Annotated in this window: 15 protein-coding genes and 1 pseudogene; 13 read left to right on the forward strand and 3 right to left on the reverse strand. The window is 66.4% G+C overall.

Annotated elements, in window-relative coordinates:
• Positions 1-32: 32 nt before the first annotated feature.
• From D4Q52_RS05655 to D4Q52_RS05670, 4 genes are read left to right on the forward strand one after another with little or no spacing between them, the layout of a single operon-like run.
• Positions 33-1952 carry a TRAP transporter permease gene (locus D4Q52_RS05655; protein ID WP_119855574.1) on the forward strand — a complete coding sequence of 640 codons (1920 nt, stop codon included), beginning with the start codon at positions 33-35 and terminating at the stop codon, positions 1950-1952.
• Complete coding sequence (locus tag D4Q52_RS05660; protein WP_119855575.1) at positions 1952-3454, forward strand: chlorohydrolase family protein; 1503 nt, start codon at positions 1952-1954, stop codon at positions 3452-3454. Before D4Q52_RS05655 ends, D4Q52_RS05660 begins: the two co-directional genes overlap by 1 nt.
• A gap of 7 nt (positions 3455-3461) precedes the next feature.
• Positions 3462-4073 carry a UbiX family flavin prenyltransferase gene (locus tag D4Q52_RS05665; protein ID WP_234831093.1) on the forward strand — a complete coding sequence of 204 codons (612 nt, stop codon included), beginning with the start codon at positions 3462-3464 and terminating at the stop codon, positions 4071-4073.
• 17 nt (positions 4074-4090) lie between these two features.
• Positions 4091-4642, forward strand: a complete 552-nt coding sequence (locus D4Q52_RS05670; protein WP_182915239.1) for a TIGR02444 family protein — start codon at positions 4091-4093, stop codon at positions 4640-4642.
• Here D4Q52_RS05670 and fliP read toward each other — a convergent pair.
• Positions 4624-5391, reverse strand: coding sequence for a flagellar type III secretion system pore protein FliP (gene fliP, locus D4Q52_RS05675; protein ID WP_119855578.1), 768 nt, complete (start codon positions 5389-5391; stop codon positions 4624-4626). The two genes, D4Q52_RS05670 and fliP, sit on opposite strands and share 19 nt — an antisense overlap.
• Positions 5388-6416 carry a flagellar biosynthetic protein FliO gene (locus tag D4Q52_RS05680; RefSeq protein WP_119855579.1) on the reverse strand — a complete coding sequence of 343 codons (1029 nt, stop codon included), beginning with the start codon at positions 6414-6416 and terminating at the stop codon, positions 5388-5390. Before D4Q52_RS05680 ends, fliP begins: the two co-directional genes overlap by 4 nt.
• A gap of 328 nt (positions 6417-6744) precedes the next feature.
• Here D4Q52_RS05680 and flgB point away from each other — a divergent pair, with 328 nt between their 5' ends.
• The 7 genes from flgB (at position 6745) to cckA (ending at position 13112) form a co-directional block, all read left to right on the forward strand.
• On the forward strand, positions 6745-7155 hold the full coding sequence (flgB, locus tag D4Q52_RS05685) for a flagellar basal body rod protein FlgB (protein ID WP_119855580.1): 411 nt from the start codon (positions 6745-6747) through the stop codon (positions 7153-7155).
• Positions 7156-7176: 21 nt separating this feature from the next.
• On the forward strand, positions 7177-7602 hold the full coding sequence (gene flgC, locus D4Q52_RS05690) for a flagellar basal body rod protein FlgC (RefSeq protein ID WP_119855581.1): 426 nt from the start codon (positions 7177-7179) through the stop codon (positions 7600-7602).
• Between the two features lie 34 nt (positions 7603-7636).
• Positions 7637-7942, forward strand: coding sequence for a flagellar hook-basal body complex protein FliE (fliE, locus tag D4Q52_RS05695; RefSeq protein ID WP_119855582.1), 306 nt, complete (start codon positions 7637-7639; stop codon positions 7940-7942).
• 172 nt (positions 7943-8114) lie between these two features.
• A complete protein-coding gene (fliQ, locus tag D4Q52_RS05700) occupies positions 8115-8378 on the forward strand; it encodes a flagellar biosynthesis protein FliQ (protein ID WP_119855583.1) in 264 nt (87 codons plus the stop codon).
• A 109-nt stretch (positions 8379-8487) separates the two neighbouring features.
• Positions 8488-9255, forward strand: coding sequence for a flagellar biosynthetic protein FliR (fliR, locus tag D4Q52_RS05705; protein ID WP_119855584.1), 768 nt, complete (start codon positions 8488-8490; stop codon positions 9253-9255).
• Positions 9256-9281: 26 nt separating this feature from the next.
• On the forward strand, positions 9282-10358 hold the full coding sequence (flhB, locus tag D4Q52_RS05710) for a flagellar biosynthesis protein FlhB (protein ID WP_119855585.1): 1077 nt from the start codon (positions 9282-9284) through the stop codon (positions 10356-10358).
• Positions 10359-10562: 204 nt separating this feature from the next.
• On the forward strand, positions 10563-13112 hold the full coding sequence (cckA, locus tag D4Q52_RS05715; RefSeq protein WP_234831094.1) for a cell cycle histidine kinase CckA: 2550 nt from the start codon (positions 10563-10565) through the stop codon (positions 13110-13112).
• Between the two features lie 203 nt (positions 13113-13315).
• On the opposite strand, the pseudogene D4Q52_RS05720 reads toward cckA, so the two are convergent.
• A pseudogene (locus D4Q52_RS05720) lies at positions 13316-14211 on the reverse strand (LysR family transcriptional regulator).
• A 127-nt stretch (positions 14212-14338) separates the two neighbouring features.
• Between D4Q52_RS05720 and D4Q52_RS05725 the strand changes: the two are divergent.
• Entirely contained in the window at positions 14339-15322 is a 984-nt protein-coding gene (locus D4Q52_RS05725; RefSeq protein WP_119855587.1) for an MBL fold metallo-hydrolase, read from the forward strand.
• 243 nt (positions 15323-15565) lie between these two features.
• Positions 15566-16570 carry a Tim44 domain-containing protein gene (locus D4Q52_RS05730; RefSeq protein ID WP_119855588.1) on the forward strand — a complete coding sequence of 335 codons (1005 nt, stop codon included), beginning with the start codon at positions 15566-15568 and terminating at the stop codon, positions 16568-16570.
• Positions 16571-16702: the final 132 nt, after the last annotated feature.

The raw sequence follows: 16702 nt of genomic DNA on the forward strand, positions 1-16702 counted from the left end.
CTCCAACCTGATCGACAGTCGAGAGCGCGAAGATGACGCTGTCTGCACGCCATGCACGGCTTCTGTTGGGTCTGATCGCGATTGCGCTCGCGATCGTGCAGTTCATCCCGGTGTTCGCCAGCCGGGCGATGTACGAATTGTCGCTGCTCGCGGCTCACGTCGGCGCAACGACGTCCATCGCCTATCTGATGGTCGGCGTTCGCGGCCGACGCAAGGAAGGGGACGACGTCCCGCTGATCGACGTGTTGTGCGCCGTCCTCGCGCTCGCCTCAGCGAGCTATTTCTACATGCAGGGCGCGCGCGTGGCCGAGCGGATCGAGGGCGTCGATCCGGTCTACGCGGCGGACTACGTGTTCGGCATCGTGCTGATCCTGCTGCTGCTCGAAGCGGCGCGGCGAATTGCGGGCACCGTGCTGATGTCGCTCGCGGTGCTGTTCATCCTCTACGTGTTTCTGGGACCCTATCTGCCCGCTCCGTTCGACAACAGGGGCATGTCGCTGAAGCGCTTTATCGATCTTCAGCTGCTGTCCGGGCAGGGAATCTTCGGTACGCCGATCTCGGCCTCGGCCAATATGGTGTTCTACTTCGTCATCGTCGGTGCGTTCCTGGAGCGCTCCGGCGCCGGCCGCCTGTTCGTCGATCTCGCCTATTGCGCGACCGGCCGCGCCTGGGGCGGAGCCGCCAAGGCGAGTATCGTGTCGTCGGGCTTGTTCGGCACGGTGTCTGGCAGCGCCGTCGCCAACGTGCTGATGACCGGCGTGGTCACTATTCCGTTGATGCGCCGCACCGGCTTCAGCCGCAATTTTGCCGGTGCGACGGAAGCGACCGCCTCGACGGGAGGCCAGCTCGCACCGCCGGTGATGGGCGCGGCCGCGTTCATCCTGGCGGATATCGTCGGCGTCACCTATGGGACGGTCGCCTATGCGGCCATCGTGCCGGCGGTGCTGTTCTATCTGTCGCTCTACGTTCTGGTCGATGCCTATTCGCGGCGCCACGGCCTGGTGCCGACCCGTGATCTTCCGCTTGCGGAATCCTGGCGGGGCTTGAAGGAGCGCTGGCATGTCCTGCTGCCGCTCGCGCTGATGGTGTATTTGCTGACGTCGCAATATTCGCTGATGCGTGTCGGTGCGATCACCGCGGTCGCGATCGTCATCGTCAGTTGGCTTCGCTCGACGACGCGGCTCAAGCCGGCCGATATCTACGCCGCTTTGGCGGCCGGAGGGCGCAGCGCCGCCGAGGTGGCGATCCCGTCCGCCGTCGCCGGGATCATCGTCGGGGTCCTGGTGCACACCGGGATGGCGTTGCATCTGGAGCGCTGGCTGCTGGAGATCGCGGGCAATTCGCTGTTCGTCTCGCTGATCGGCGCGATGCTGCTGACTTTGGTGTTCGGCATGGGTATGCCCACCGCCGCCGCCTATCTGGTCGCCGCCATCCTGGTCGGCCCTGCATTGCAGAATCTCGGCGTACCGGCGCTCGAGGCTCACCTGTTCATCTTCTACTTCGCGGTTCTGTCGATGGTGACGCCGCCCGTGGCGCTGGCCGCCTATGCGGCCGCGGGGGTGAGCGGTGGATCGCTGTGGACCACGGGGCTGATCGCGTTCGGTCTCGCCGTCCCGGGCTTCATCATTCCGTTCGCCTTCGTGGCGGATCCTTCGCTGCTGCTGCAAGGCACTGCGCTGGATAATTTCCGCACCGTCGGCACCGCCGTGATCGGAGTTTGTGCGACCGCGGCGGCCTCGGGCGGGTTCGCGCTGGGACGGCTTTCGCTGGCGATGCGGGGCATCCTCTTCGCCGGCGGCGTGCTGCTGATCGTGCCCAACGTGACGGCCGAGATTATCGGCTTCGTCCTGCTGGCGCTGGTCGGGCTCTGGCAGATGAGACCGGCCGTCCGCTCGCGCTCGGCGGCGCCGCCGGCAACGCCGTCGCAACCTTCCGAAGGAACGGTGATCTGATGCGTACGAAGATCGAGGCCGGTTGGATCGTCGGGCACGACAAGGGGCGGCATACGCTGTTGCGCGACGCCGTGCTGGTGTTCGAGGGCAATCGTATCGTCTATGTGGGAAAAGCCTTCGAGGGGCATGTCGACAGCACCATCGATGCGAAGGGCAAGCTGGTGACGCCCGGCTTCATCGATACCCACGTGCATTCCGGTCATCGCGCCTCGCACCGGCTGATTTCCGACACCGGCCGGCCGATGTATTACGGCCAGCCGTTTCTCGAAATCAGCGTGCCCAAGGAAGGCAAGACGGTCAGCGGCGATCCCCGCTATCTGAAGCACGGCGATCCGGGTGCCGAAGCGGCGTTCGCGCTCAACGCCACCTTCACGGTGGCCGAATTGCTGCGCAACGGCGTCACCACCTTCGTGGAGTTCGGCAGTCAGTTGAAAGTGCAGGATGCGCTGCTGGCGGAAGTGACGCGGCTCGGCACCCGCGCCTATCTGGCCCCCGGCTATGATTGCGGTCGCTGGGTCGGCGACGAGCAGGGCCGCCTCAAGCGCATCCGCGACGATCAGCTCGGCATCGACGGCCTCGATGTCGCAGTCGACTGGATCGCCCGCAACGACGGTGCCGCCGAAGGGCGCGTCCGAGGGATCCTGGTGCCGCGCGAAGTCGAGACTGCGAGCCTCGAACTTTTGCGACGGACCCGCGAGCTCGCCGACGAACTCAATCTGCCGATGGCTACCCACGCCGCCTATAGCGTGATCGAATTCCACGAGACCGTGCGTGAATACATGATGACGCCGATCGAGCTGCTCGACAGCCTCGGCATGCTGCGGCCGACGCTGAACATCGGCCACGGCAACTTCATCTCGGACAACGCCAACCTCAACTTCGCCCGCAAGAACGATCTGCGCCTGATGGGCGACGCCGGCGTCAGCATCTCGCATTGCCCGATCAACATCGTGCGGCGCTCGCGCACGCTGGATAGTTGGCAGCGCTATCGCGACGCCGGCGTGAACATCTCGATCGGCTCGGATACGTATCCGCGCGACATGATCATGAACATGCGGACGGCGTCCTATCTGGGCAAGATCATGAGCGAGACCTACCTCGCCGCGACTGCCGGCGAAGCGCTCGAGGCCGCAACGTTGGGCGGCGCCATGTCGGTTGGCCGCGACGATCTCGGACGGCTGGCGCCGGGAGCGCTCGCCGATATCGTGATCATCGATCTGTCCGGCCGCAATTCGCTGCGCTACGGCCCGGTACGCGACCCGGTCAAGAGTCTCGTCGAGTGCGGCGTGGGTGACGATGTCGACACGGTGATTGTTGACGGCGTGGTGCGGATGGAAAACGGCATCATTCCTGGAATCAATTTCGCCGAGCTGAACCAGCGCGCCCAAGCGGCGGGGGAGGCCGTGTGGGACAGCCTGCCGCAGTGGGATCCGCTGGGCCGCACCGCGGAGCAGGCCTGTCCCTGGTGCTATCCATCCACGTTCGAATGCGAACCTCTCTGAGGCGTTGATGGCAACTGCATCAATGCCCATTGTCGTCGGTATCAGCGGCGCGTCGGGCATCGTTCTCGGGATCCGGTTACTTGACGTTCTCGCAACGCTAGGGATCGAGAGCCATCTGGTGATGACGCGCTCGGCGCAGGTGACGCTCGCTCATGAAACTGATCTGAAGGTGTCCGACGTTCGTGCGAGGGCCAGCGTTGTGCATCAGGTCGACGACATCGGTGCGTCAATCTCGAGCGGCTCGTTCCCCACGGCGGGAATGATCATCGCCCCGTGTTCAATCCGCTCGATGTCGGAGATCGCCAGCGGCGTGACGTCCTCGCTGCTGACGCGGGCGGCGGACGTGGTGCTGAAGGAGCGGCGTCGTCTGGTCCTTCTGGTCCGGGAAACGCCGTTGCACCTCGGTCACCTGCGCACCATGACTGCGCTGACCGAGATGGGGGCTATCGTGATGCCGCCGGTGCCGGCGTTCTACATCAGGCCGCAGAGCATCGACGAGATCGTCGACCATACGCTGAGCCGGACACTCGATCTGTTTGGAATCGATGCCGGTCTCTCCCGGCGCTGGAGCGGAGCGAAGATGGACGTCGTCGCCAAACCAGCCGACTCCGCCGAATGAGCTCGGGGGCATTGCCGGTGACCGAGCCGACGGACCTCGACGGGCCGCATTGGACCTTCGCGCTCGACATCTACGGCCGCGCCGGGGTGCAGCCGGCCTGTCTGCGGCTGCAGGACGAGTTTGGTGTCGACGTCAATGTGCTGCTGATCTGCCTGTATGGCGGATCGAAACTTGGCATCGGCATCGGTGAGCGTGAGGTGGCATTGCTCGACGAGACCGTCGCCGCGTGGCGCAGCGAGATCGTGCAGCCGATGCGGGCCATCCGGCGGCAGTTGAAAACCGTGTCGTCGCCGTGCCTTCCGGGAGATCTCCGCGACACGGTCAAGCACGCGGAGCTTCGTGCCGAACAGGTCGAACTGGCAATGCTGGCAGAGTCGATCAGAAAATTGCCTACGGCTTCGGCTCCTGACCTACGAGCAGCCTTGCACGCCGTGACGGCCTACTACGCCGCCCAACTGTCCCAGCCTGGCGACCACGCAACCGCTGAGGCGGCAATCGAGACGCTTCTCGGCGCGTGCTCAACGATGTCGTCGCCGACCGATGCCGTCGACTACCCGCTGCCCGAATAGCTCTGCACCAAACTGCCCGCCACCAGCGACCAGCCGTCGACCAGGACGAAAAAGATCAGCTTGAACGGCAGCGACACCACGACCGGCGGCAGCATCATCATGCCCATGGACATCAGGACCGAGGCGACGACCAGGTCGATGATCAGGAATGGTAGAAACAGCAGAAAGCCGATCTCGAATGCGCGCTTCAATTCCGAGATCATGAAGGCCGGCATCAGGATGCGCAGCGACAGGTCCTCGGGCGTCGCCGGCGGAGCCTCGCCGGAGAGGTCGAGGAACAGCTTGAGATCCTTCTCGCGCACGTTCTTCTGCATGAAGACCCGGAGCGGCCCCGACGCGCGGACCAGCGCGTCCTCGACGGTCATCTCGTTGGCGATCAGCGGCTTGATGCCATCGTCGTAAGATTTCTGCAGCGTCGGTCCCATCACGAAGGCAGTGAGGAACAGCGCCAGCGCGATGATCACGGCGTTGGGCGGCGCGGTCGCGGTGCCGAGGGCGGTGCGCAGCAGCGACAGCACGACGACGATTCGCGTGAACGACGTCATCATGATCAGGATCGACGGCGCGATCGACAGCACCGTCAGCAGCGCGATCAGCTGGATGGCGCGCTCGGTGACGCCGGTGCCGCCGCCGGCGCCGAAATTGATGCTGACATCCTGCGCAAACGCCGGCGTCGCCAGCGCGACGATGCTGGCGATCAGGACGGCGAGGACATGGAAAACTCTACGCGGGTGGGCCGGCCAGCTCACGTAGGCGTCTTCGGACGGCCCAGCAGCGACGCCATCTCGTCTTCGAGGCTTTCGAAGCCGGACTTGGTCGGCGCCGCGGCGGCTGGCGGCTCGGGATGCGGCTCAGGCCGTGGCGGCTCGGGCGCGCGCGCCGCCAGGCGGGCCGGAGGCTCGGGGGCCGTTGGCGCAGCGGCCGGCGCGTCCGCCGGACGGCGCAGCGCGGCTTCGAGCCGGTTGGCCATTTCGGCCAGATTCTGATCGGCCGAAACCGCTGCGGATGACGGCTGCGGCTGGGACGGGGCGGCCGGTTGCGGCGAAGCGGCCGGAGTCGGCGCGGCCGGGGGCGCCGGCGGAGCGGGCGGTATTGGGCGCTCGGCACGGAGCGGCGCCTTCGGCAGTTCGGGCCGCGGCGGACGCGGCATCAGCGGGTCGGGACGTGGTCGCGGCGCCGGCTCGAGGCGGGGCTCACGAGTCTCGGCCCGCGGCTCGGGGCGAATCTCTGCCCTCGGCTCCGACCGGCCGGCCGCGTCGGGGCGCACCGTCGGCTCCGGCGCCAGACCGGCAAACGGATCCGGGGCCGGGAATTCGCTGGCGCGGCGCGCCGGCATAGCGGGCGGGCCCGGGCGTCGGGGTTCGTCGGCGAACGAAGGCCGGGTGGGGCGCGGCGGCAGTTCGGGCAGCGATGGCTCTTGGGCCTCGGCGCCGGCATCGGCGTCCCAATCCGGCGTGGTAAGCCTCGGTTCGACTCCAAGACCGGGGCGCCCAGCGTCGCGCGCCGGAGCGGCGCGTACGATGTTGCTCTCGACCACGATGTCGCTCGGACCGCCGATCATCAGCAGATGCTCGATATTGTCGCGGCGGACCAGCACCAGCCGGCGCCGGCCGTCGACCGCCGCGGCGTCGATCACCGCCAGACGCGGCATCCGTCCGCTTTTGGTGCTTGCGCCGAGTCGGTTGCCGGCGAACCGACGAACCAGCCACGCGGCGGCGCCGATCATCGCCAGGACGGCCAGAAACGCAAAAAAGAACATCAATGGCTGCGGCATGCTCGATCCCCGGAGTAACGCGTCGGCGGTGCCGTCTCGGCAGCGGCCCAAAACGGGACAACGCCGACGACGAGCGGCGCGCTTCTTAATCCTTCTTAATAAGCAGCGGCAGGAACTGCTATCCCGTTTTTCTCATCGTCCACGACTCATGGGACCGAAATCGTCCATTTCGCTGCATACCGCCGCCGAGCTGCCACGCCGTCGACGTCATGGTAACGGACCGGCAAGGCTTTCGTAACCAATCTTAACCGGCCGTTAACCATGTGCCCGGCAAATTCTGCCTACTCCCGGCGGAGTCGTACCGCGGGCGACCGGGAGGGGGGCGGCGATGGCGATCAACGATCTTCCTATGCTGGCGGCGCTGCGCACCAAGATGCAATGGCATCAGGAGCGGCAAAAGGTGCTGGCCGAAAACGTTTCGAACTCCGACACGCCCAACTTCCAGCCGCGCGATCTGGTGGCGCCGAAGTTCGACGGCGGCGGTCACCTGACCGGTCCCGCCGCCAGCGGATCGCTGCCGATGATGACGACCAGCGCGTCGCATCTGAAACCGCCAGGCGGCACCACCTCCTTCGCCGATGATCGACGGGTCGGATTCCAGACGAGGCCCGCCGGCAATGCCGTCAATCTCGAGGACCAGATGATGAAGGTGTCGGCCAACCAGATGGACTACGCCGCCGCCACCTCGCTTTACAGCCGCAGTCTCGGTCTGCTCAAGACCGCGATCGGCAAGCGCTGACCGCTCAGAGGAGCCTGAACCATGGCCGACGACGCCGGCGATTTCGCCAGGACTATGGGCATCGCCACCTCCGGGCTGCGCGCGCAGTCCGGGCGGATGCGGGTGATTTCGGAGAACATCGCCAACGTCGATTCCACCGCGCAGACGGCGGGCGGCGATCCGTATCGCCGCAAGGTCCCGACCTTCACCTCGACGCTCGACCGCACGCTCGATGCGCGCACCGTCGCGCTCGGCCGGATCAAGCCGGACACCTCGTCGTTCCTGGTCAAATACGAGCCGACCAATCCGGCGGCGGACGCGACCGGCCACGTCAAATATCCGAACGTTAATTCGGTGATCGAAATGGCCGACATGCGCAATGCGCAGCGGTCCTACGAAGCCAACCTCAACGTCATCAGCGCGACGCGCCGGATGATCCAGCGCACCCTCGACATCCTCAAGGCCTGAACGGGTTCTGAGCCCGTTTCGTTAGGAGACCCCGATGGCATCCCCGATTTCCGCAGCCAACGCCTATGCGAGCCTCGCCCGGCTCGCCAATCCGGCCGGCGCCGGCAAGCCGACCGACAACGGCCCGTCATTCGCCGCGCTGGTGAAGGACGCGATGGGCAGCGTGCTCGACGCCGGCCGCAAGTCGGACGCGCAGACCGTCGCGATGGCCAACGGCAAGTCGAACATCATGGACGTGGTGACCGCGGTCGCCGAAACCGACGTCGCGGTCTCGACCCTGGTGTCGGTGCGCGACCGCGTGATCCAGTCCTACGAAGAAATCCTGCGGATGCCGATCTGAGGCTTTGCCGTCTTTGATCCAATTGCAAACTCTCGTCATTGCGAGCACCCGGATCGGCGCTTTGCGCCGTCCGGGCACAGGCTCCGCGAAGCAATCCAGACGCGGTGCACTGAGCTGGATTGCTTCGTCGCTACGCTCCTCGCAATGACGCAGCATCAGAGAAAGACAACTTATGACCGGTCCCGAAACCCTCGATGTCGCGCGTGACGCGATCTGGACGATCGTCATCGTCTCGGCGCCGCTGATGGTGGTCGGCCTGGTGGTCGGCGTCGCGGTGTCGCTGGTGCAGGCGCTGACGCAGATCCAGGAACAGACTCTCGTGTTTGTGCCGAAGATCATCGCCATCTTCATCACGCTGGTGCTGACGCTGCCGTTCATGGCTGACCAGTTGCACGCCGAAATGCTGCGGATCTCGTCGCGAATCACCGGCGGTTGACGCATGATCGGGGCCCGCGCCTGCCGCCGGTACGCAGCGTCCGCGGCGGCTCACGCCGCGCGGCCTGACGTCGCCGGCGGCGCCTCCAGTCCCGACACAGAATCCCGCCATGCGCATCGACATCTCGTTCCTGCCTGCGCTCGGCGCCGCCTTCATGCTGGTGTTCGCGCGCGTCGGCGCGATGGTGATGCTGCTGCCGACGCTGGGCGAGACCAACATCCCGACCCGCATCAAGCTGTCGATCGCGCTGGCGCTGACGCTGATCATCCTGCCGCTGCACCGCGCCGCCTATCAGGTGGACATGTCGTCGCTGACGCCCCTGCTGGTGCTGATGGTGCAGGAGATCATCATCGGCATCGTGCTCGGCGCCACCGCACGTGTGACGCTTTCGGCGCTCCAGGTCGCCGGCTCGGTGATCGCCCAGCAACTCGGACTCGGCTTCGTCACCGCGATCGATCCCACCCAGGGTCAGCAGGGGATGCTGATCGGCAATTTCCTGACCATTCTCGGCGTCACCATGCTGTTCGCCACGGATTCGCATTATCTGGTCATTCAGGCCCTGAGCGACAGCTACAAGATCTTCGCGCCCGGCGAACTGCTGAGCAGCGGCGATGTCGCTGCGCTGGCGACGCGTGCGTTCGCGGCGTCGTTCAAGATCGGTATGCAGCTCGCCGCGCCGTTTCTGGTGTTCGGCCTGGTGTTCAACATCGGGCTCGGCATTCTGGCCCGGCTGATGCCGCAGATGCAGGTGTATTTCGTCGGCGTGCCGCTCTCGATCATGATCGGCTTCATCATTCTCGGCGCGGTGATCACCACGCTGATGGGCGTCTTTGTCGGCTATTTCGGCGGGGTGATGCGCGAGCTGACGCCGAACTGAGCCTTTCGGATCGGGCGGGCTGAGCGATGGCCGACGATAACGACGAAGAGAAACAACAAGAACCGACACAAAAGAAGCTCGACGATGCGCTGCAACGCGGCGACGTCGCCAAGAGCCAGGAGGTTAATACCTGGTTCGTGATCGCCGGCGCGACGCTGCTGGTGTCGTCGTTCTCCGGCTCGATCGGCACCGGCGTCGCCGGGCCGATGAAGGCCTTGATCGAGAAATCGTGGATGCTCAAGGTCGATGGCGCCGGCCTGATGGCGCTGACCAAGAGCCTGCTGTACATGATGATCTCGGTGCTCGGCGTGCCGCTGTTGCTGCTGGCGCTGGTGGCGATCGGCAGCAACCTGATCCAGCATCGCCTGGTGTTCTCGACCGAGGGGCTGAAGCCGAAATTCAGCAAGCTGTCGCCGCTGGAAGGCGCCAAACGGTTGTTCGGCAAGCAGGCGATCGCCAACTTCCTCAAGGGGCTGTTCAAGGTCATCGCGCTCGGCGTGATCATGGTGGCGGTGCTGTATCCGGAGCGCGACCGGCTTGACGCGCTGCTGCAGATGGACGTCACCGCGCTGCTCGCCGTCACCGTTTCGCTGACACTGAAGCTGATGGGTGCGGTCGCCGGCGCGCTCGCCTTCGTGGCGGCGGGCGATTACTTCTTCCAGTATCGCACCTGGCACGAGCGGCAGAAGATGTCGCTGCAGGAGGTCAAGGAAGAGTTCAAGCAGTCGGAAGGCGACCCGCACATCAAGGGCCGCATCCGGCAGATCCGTTATCAGCGGATGAAGAAGCGCATGATGGCGGCGGTGCCCGGCGCCTCGGTGGTGATCACCAACCCGACGCATTTTTCGGTGGCGCTGAAATACGAGCGCGGGATGCAGGCGCCGATCTGCGTCGCCAAGGGCGTCGACGCGGTGGCGTTCAAGATTCGCGAAGTCGCCAAGGCCAACAATGTGCCGATCGTCGAGAACGTGCCGCTGGCCCGCGCGCTTTACGCCACCGTCGAGATCGACGCGGAGATCCCGGTCGAGCACTATCAGGCGGTCGCCGAGGTGATCGGCTATGTGATGAACCTGAAACGCAACCTGTTCGCGCGGCGAGGCTGAGCCAATGATCGGGCGGTGCGGCGCGGCGGCGCGTGGCGCATTCCGGAACCCGATCGCGGGGCCGGGGTGTGGCCGAGGGCGGCTCCGGCAAAGCCGCCAATCCAGCGGCTTTGTGCCAGGTTGTACTTGCGCGGGCGGCTCCGATTCAGGCAGGTGGGGGCTGGCCGCCGCTGCGCCGGCAGGCAAGGGATCGGTTCGGTGACCATGACCATCAACGACCAGCAGGCTTCGTCCACGGAGCCGGCGCGCCGCAGCGGCAGCATCGCGCTGGTGCTGCTGGTGGCCGGCGCCATCGTCGCCGCCGCGGTGGCCTTCATGACGCTCGGCCGGGCCGAGGCGCAGCCATATATTTTAGGCCTGCTGGCGCTGCTGGCGATGGTCGGGCTGTTCATGCTGTTCGCCTTTGCGGCCGGCATCGTCGGCTTCGCCGATCGCGCCGCCGCCGATCCGGTGCTGCGCGCGGTCTCGGAAGGCTCCACCGACGGCATCGCGGTCACTGATCCGCGCGGCCACGTCGTCTATGCCAATCCGGCCTATCTGACGCTGACCGGCGCCGGCTCGATGCAGGATGTGCGTCCGGTCGAGCGGGTGTTTATCGGCAATCCGGATGTGTCCGAAGCGGTGTTCCGTCTTTTGAAGGCGGCGCGCGAGGGCAAGCGGCTGCAGGAAGAGGTGCGGGTCGCCGGCGCCGGCGGCGCGGCCGGGCGCTGGATGCGGCTGCGGGTGCGGCCGCTCGGCTCGGGCAAGCGCGAGGCGAAGCAGACGGTGTGGTCGATCGCCGACATCACGCGCGACCGCGAGCACCAGGAAGACGTGTTTCAGGAACTGCAGCACGCCATCGAATATCTCGACCACGCTCCCTGCGGCTTCTTCTCGGTCGATGCCGGCGGTAACCTGGTCTACGTCAATGCCACGCTGGCGAACTGGCTCGACCACGACCTCGCCGAAATCGGCTCCGGCGGGCTGAAGCTCGGCGACATCGTGTCCGGCGACGGCTCGGCGCTGCTGACCTCGATCGTGCCCGAGCCGGGCGAGGTCAAGACCGAAGTCTTCGACATCGACCTGAAGATGCGCAGCGGCAAGACCATGCCGGTGCGGCTGTATCACAAGCTCGCCTTTGGCGCCGACGGCACGCCAGGCGCGTCGCGCACGCTGGTGATCAGCCGGGCCCGCGACGAGCGGCTCGATCCGCAGCGCGCTGCCGAGATCCGCTTCATGCGGTTCTTCGATCACACCCCGATGGCGATCGCCACCGTCGACAAGGCCGGCGCGGTGGTGCGGGCCAATGCCCGCTTCGCCAAGCTGGCGCAGAGCCTCGATCCGTCGGGCGGCGCGGCGAAATCGGTGCTCACCGCGGTCTCGACCCGCGACCGCGCCACGCTCGGCGCCGCGATTGATCAGGCCGCGCAGGGCCAGGCGGACATCGCGCCGGTCGAGGTGATGCTCGACGGCGCCAAGGAGCGCTGGGGCCAGTTCTTCGTCACCGCGGTCGCCGACGACGGCGATGCCGAGGCGGCGATCGTCTATCTGCTCGAAACCACCGAGCGCCGCGCGCTGGAGAACCAGGTCAACCAGGCGCAGAAGATGGACACCATCGGCCAGCTCGCCGGCGGCATCGCGCACGACTTCAACAACGTGCTGTCCGCCATCATGATGGCCAACGATTTCCTGCTGAACGCCCACAAGCCGACCGATCCGTCGTTCCAGGACATCATGCAGATCAAGCAGAACGCCACCCGCGCCGCGACGCTGGTGCGGCAGCTGCTGGCGTTCTCGCGCAAACAAACCTTGCGGCCGCAGGTGCTCGATCTCGGCGAGGCGCTGACCGATATCGACCGGCTGCTGAAGCGGCTGATCGGCGAGAAGATCACGCTGGAGATGCAGCACGGCCGCGATTTGTGGCGCACCAAGGCCGACGTCTCGCAATTCGAGCAGGTGATCGTCAATCTCGCCGTCAACGCCCGCGACGCGATGCCCCATGGCGGCAGGCTGACGATCCGAACCTCGAATATCGCCGCCGCCGACGTCGCGCAGATCGCCCACAAAGGCATGCCGGCCGCCGACTACGTCCGCATCGAAGTCAGCGATTCCGGCACCGGCATTCCGGCCGACATCGTCGACAAGATCTTCGAGCCGTTCTTCTCGACCAAGGAAGTCGGCAAGGGCACCGGCCTCGGCCTGTCGACCGTGTACGGCATCATCAAGCAGACCGGCGGCTTCGTCTACGTCGACAGCGAGCTCGGCAAGGGCACCACCTTCCAGATCTTCCTGCCGCGCCACGAAGCGGCCGCCGAGCCGCAGCCGGAAGTGCCGGCGGTCAGCGGCTCCACGGCCGAAGCCGCCGCACCGGCCGCCGCAGCCAAGCCGCGCGGCGATATGACCGGGCAGGGCACCATCCTGCTGGTCGAGGACGAAGAGGGCCTGCGCTCGCTCAACGCCCGCGGCCTGCGCTCGCGCGGCTACGAGGTGATCGAAGCCTCCAACGGCATCGAGGCGCTGGAAGAGTTCGACGCCAATGGCGGCGCCGTCGACCTCGTCGTGTCCGACGTGGTGATGCCCGAGATGGACGGCCCGACGCTGCTGAAAGCGATGCGCGGCAGGAATCCGGATCTCAAGATCATCTTCGTCTCAGGCTACGCCGAAGACGCGTTCGAAAAGAGCCTGCCGGAAAACGAACAGTTCGCCTTCCTGGCCAAACCGTTTGCGCTCAGCGCGTTGGTCGCGAAGGTGAAAGAGACGATGGCGCCGAACTAAGCCGTGCGGGCACTTCTGGACCGATCCAGCATCCGCCCTCTGGATCAGCCACGCACGTTTCCACGCGTCATGCCCGGCCTTGTGCCGGGCATCCACGCCTGACTGCCGGAAATGCAGAAAAGGCGTGGATGGCCGGGACAAGCCCGGCCATGACGGAATTTGTGGCGAGCTACGCAATCCGAATAGCTGCGGAAGCGATCGCGCTACGCCGCCAGACGCGTGCGCAGGCGGGGGGCGGTCCAGTCGAGGAAGCTGCGGACTTTCAGCGGCAGCGGCATGGCCGGCGCATGGATCAAGTTCACTGGCAGCGGCTCCGGTGCGAACTCGGGAAGAAGTTCCTGTAGCTGTCCGGAGCTCAGCTGCTCGGAGACCTGATAGGACAGCACACGGATGATGCCGACGCCTGCGAGCGCTGCCTGGATCGCGGCCTCGGTGGTGTTGACGGCAAGCTTGGGGCGCGGATCGACCGCGAAGGCGGCGCTGTCTCGCCGATAGCGCCATTCCGGCGCGGTCGCAAAGCCCTGGAAGCTGATGCCGTCATGGGCTGCGAGATCGTCCGGCTGACGCGGCACGCCGCGCTCGGCCAGATAGTCCGGGCTCGCGCACAACACCCGCCGCACGCTGCCGACGCGTATCGCGATCAGGGCACTGTCCGCCAGATGGCCGATCCCCAACGCAACGTCGACCTGCTCGTCGACAAGACTGACCCGCCTGTCGGCGAGGGTCAGGCGCAGATTGATCTCCGGCTGTTGCTTCAGAAAGTCCAATGCGATCGGCAACAGGTGCCGCTCGCCGAACGCGACCGGCGCGGTGACGTGCAGCCGCCGCGTAGCGCGCCATAGTCGCCGGCGGCCTGCCGCTCCGCCGTGTCCAAATCCTCGAGGATGCGGCGTGAGGCGGTGACGAAGGCACGCCCTTCCTCCGTCAAAGTGAGGCCGCGGCTGGTGCGTAGTACCAGGCGGACGCCAAGGTGCTTTTCAAGTTCGCCGATCTTGCGGCTGACCGTCGCGAGCGGCGCGTGCAGCCGCCGCGCGCCGGCCGAGAGACTACCGGCATCGACAACGGCGAGCAGCACCGACATTGCGTCGAATCGATCCATCGCATCCTTCCGAAAATCGGGAGGCTGACTCTCAAAACGGCAAGATACTCTGCCATTTTTGGTTGTCCTAGCATCCCCATGAGGGATGCCGGCCGGCTCCCGCGATGTCAAAAACAAGAGAGCGCCAATGCCTCACCTGTCGCGCCGTAGCTTCGCCAGTGGTCTTCTCGGAGGCAGCCTTGTGGGAGGCGGCCTGATCGGCGGCGGTCTGCCGCCCGTGCTCGCCGCCACGCCGGGCACGTCGTCCGCGAAGCCGGTCAGCGTTACGCCGCTGGCGCAGATCAAGATCGGCCGCTTCACCGTGACGGCGCTGACCAACGGCTATGCGGACATGCCCTACACCTTCTTCCCGGGCCGCTCGCCCGAGCAGGTCGAACAGGCCGCGGCGGCGCAGCACACCGCCCGGCCGAGCGGCGTGCGGTTTCTGTTCAACCAGTATTTGGTCGAAGATGGCGAGCGCCGCATCCTGATCGATGCCGGACCGGCCGGATCGATCGGCCAGACCGGCTCGCTGCCGCAGGCACTCGGCGCCCTTGGTCTGCAGCGCGACCAGATCGACGCGGTGATCGTCACGCACATGGATAAGGACCACATGGGCGGACTGATCGTCGACGGAAAGAACAACTATCCGAAGGCAGAACTCTACGTTGACCGGCGCGACGTCAGGCATTGGAGCGATCCCGCGAACGCCAATGGTGCGCCGGACTTTCTTCAGCCCAGCTTTCGCATGGCGCAAGACGTCGTGCGGCTTTATCCGAAGCTCCAGGCGATCGACGGCGAACGTGAGATCGTGCGCGGCGTCTCGATCGTCGATCTCACCGGACACACGCCGGGCCATATCGGCGTGCGGATCGAGGACGGCGGCCAGAGCCTGATCATGGTGTCCGACATGGTGTTTCCGGTGGTGCATCCGGGTGCGACTGACGTGGCCTTCCTGTTCGAGCAGGATCGCGCGGCGGCGCAGGCGATGCGCGACCGCTTCTTCCCGCGCGCCGCGTCGGAGGGCGCGCTGATCGCCGCCACGCATATGCCGTTCCCGGGGCTCGGCCGGATCGTGTCCGACCGCGGGCAATTGCGCTGGCAGGTGGCAGACTGGGCGTTGCAGCTCTGAGGCCTGCGGGCGGGCTTTATCGACAGGATAACGAGCGCCGGTCCCGCCCAGGTCGGCGCTTTCTTCTCGCTTCGACGACCGGCCGACGTCGCTTTGCCGCCTGGCCGAGCGGGCGTGTCTTGTGTCCCGCGACCGAGGGCCGCAGGTTGCGACGGCCCCTGCGGCGTTGCGCATCCTTCACTTTTTCCCGCCGCTGCCCATTTTGAGGGGGCTTTCCCCATGCCGGGGAATCGAGGGAAACCAATGAACTTTTTGCATCGCACGCGTGGCGCCGTCGCCGCTTTGGCCGTGACCCTGTCATTGGCCATGCCGCTGGCGCTCGCGCTGTCGTCGGCGGCAGAAGCTCGCATCGGCGGCGGCGGTAATTCCGGATCGCGCGGTTCGCGCACGTTTTCGGCCCCGAAGGCGACGCCGACGGCGCCGGGTGCCGCTCAGCCGTTCAACCGCACCATGACGCAGCCGGGCAGCCCCGGCATGGGCGCGCCGGCAGCCGGCGCGGCCGCCAAGGGCGGCTTCTTCAACCGGCCCGGCATGGGCATGCTCGGCGGCCTCGCCGCCGGCTTCCTCGGCGCCGGCCTGCTCGGCATGCTGTTCGGCGGCGGCTTCATGTCCGGCCTCGGCGGCTTCGCCTCGATCATCGGCTTGCTGCTGCAGGTCATCCTGGTCGTCGTCGTCGCGCGGCTGGCGTGGTCGTGGTGGCAGCGGCGGAACAACCCGCAGCCGGCGCCGGCCTATGCCAACACTGGCGCGGGCACCGGCCCGACCGTGGGCCCGGGCGCCGAGGCGGCTCCTGCCTATCGGTCCGGCTTCGGCTTCGGTGGCGGCAGCGCGCCGAACCAGCCGCCGCTCGAGATCAAGCCGGAGGACTATGAGGCGTTCGAACGCCTGCTCGGCGACATCCAGGCGGCTTGGTCGAACGAAGACCAGGAGCGGCTGAACCAGCTCGCGACGCCGGAGATGGCTTCGTACTTCGCCAAGGATTTGGCGGAGAACAAGGCCAACAACGACATCAACAAGGTGTCGGACGTCAAGCTGCTGCAGGGCGATCTCGCCGAGGCGTGGCGCGAGGGCGATACCGACTACGCCACGGTGGCGATGCGGTTCTCGCTGGTCGACAAGACGCTGGAGCGCGGCACCAACCGCCTCGTGGCCGGCAGCGAGACGCCGATCGAAGCCACCGAAGTCTGGACCTTTGCGCGTCGGCCGGGCGCTGACTGGGAGCTGTCGGCGATCCAGCAGACTACCTGAGCCTCGTCTCCCGCATGAGGCTTGCAGCGCCGCGGAGTTTTCCGCGGCGCTTTTTTGTGGGCGGTGGTGATAGCGTGGCCGCTGCGCCGGATTGTGAACCGGACCGGCATAGCCGCATTGACTCCCCGGACG

The sequence above is a fragment of the Rhodopseudomonas palustris genome (assembly GCF_003591005.1).
GTDB classification, from domain to species: domain Bacteria; phylum Pseudomonadota; class Alphaproteobacteria; order Rhizobiales; family Xanthobacteraceae; genus Rhodopseudomonas; species Rhodopseudomonas palustris_K.

Bases quoted from the DNA above. Each gene is read 5' to 3' on its own strand.
- flgC (WP_119855581.1), top strand. From the start codon at position 7,177: ATGGCCGACGACGCCGGCGATTTCGCCAGGACTATGGGCATCGCCACC.
- D4Q52_RS05680 (WP_119855579.1), bottom strand. From the start codon at position 6,416: ATGCCGCAGCCATTGATGTTCTTTTTTGCGTTTCTGGCCGTCCTGGCG.
- D4Q52_RS05725 (WP_119855587.1), top strand. From the start codon at position 14,339: ATGCCTCACCTGTCGCGCCGTAGCTTCGCCAGTGGTCTTCTCGGAGGC.
- cckA (WP_234831094.1), top strand. From the start codon at position 10,563: ATGACCATCAACGACCAGCAGGCTTCGTCCACGGAGCCGGCGCGCCGC.
- fliE (WP_119855582.1), top strand. From the start codon at position 7,637: ATGGCATCCCCGATTTCCGCAGCCAACGCCTATGCGAGCCTCGCCCGG.
- D4Q52_RS05730 (WP_119855588.1), top strand. From the start codon at position 15,566: ATGAACTTTTTGCATCGCACGCGTGGCGCCGTCGCCGCTTTGGCCGTG.
- fliQ (WP_119855583.1), top strand. From the start codon at position 8,115: ATGACCGGTCCCGAAACCCTCGATGTCGCGCGTGACGCGATCTGGACG.
- D4Q52_RS05665 (WP_234831093.1), top strand. From the start codon at position 3,462: ATGGCAACTGCATCAATGCCCATTGTCGTCGGTATCAGCGGCGCGTCG.
- D4Q52_RS05655 (WP_119855574.1), top strand. From the start codon at position 33: ATGACGCTGTCTGCACGCCATGCACGGCTTCTGTTGGGTCTGATCGCG.
- fliR (WP_119855584.1), top strand. From the start codon at position 8,488: ATGCGCATCGACATCTCGTTCCTGCCTGCGCTCGGCGCCGCCTTCATG.
- D4Q52_RS05660 (WP_119855575.1), top strand. From the start codon at position 1,952: ATGCGTACGAAGATCGAGGCCGGTTGGATCGTCGGGCACGACAAGGGG.
- flgB (WP_119855580.1), top strand. From the start codon at position 6,745: ATGGCGATCAACGATCTTCCTATGCTGGCGGCGCTGCGCACCAAGATG.
- flhB (WP_119855585.1), top strand. From the start codon at position 9,282: ATGGCCGACGATAACGACGAAGAGAAACAACAAGAACCGACACAAAAG.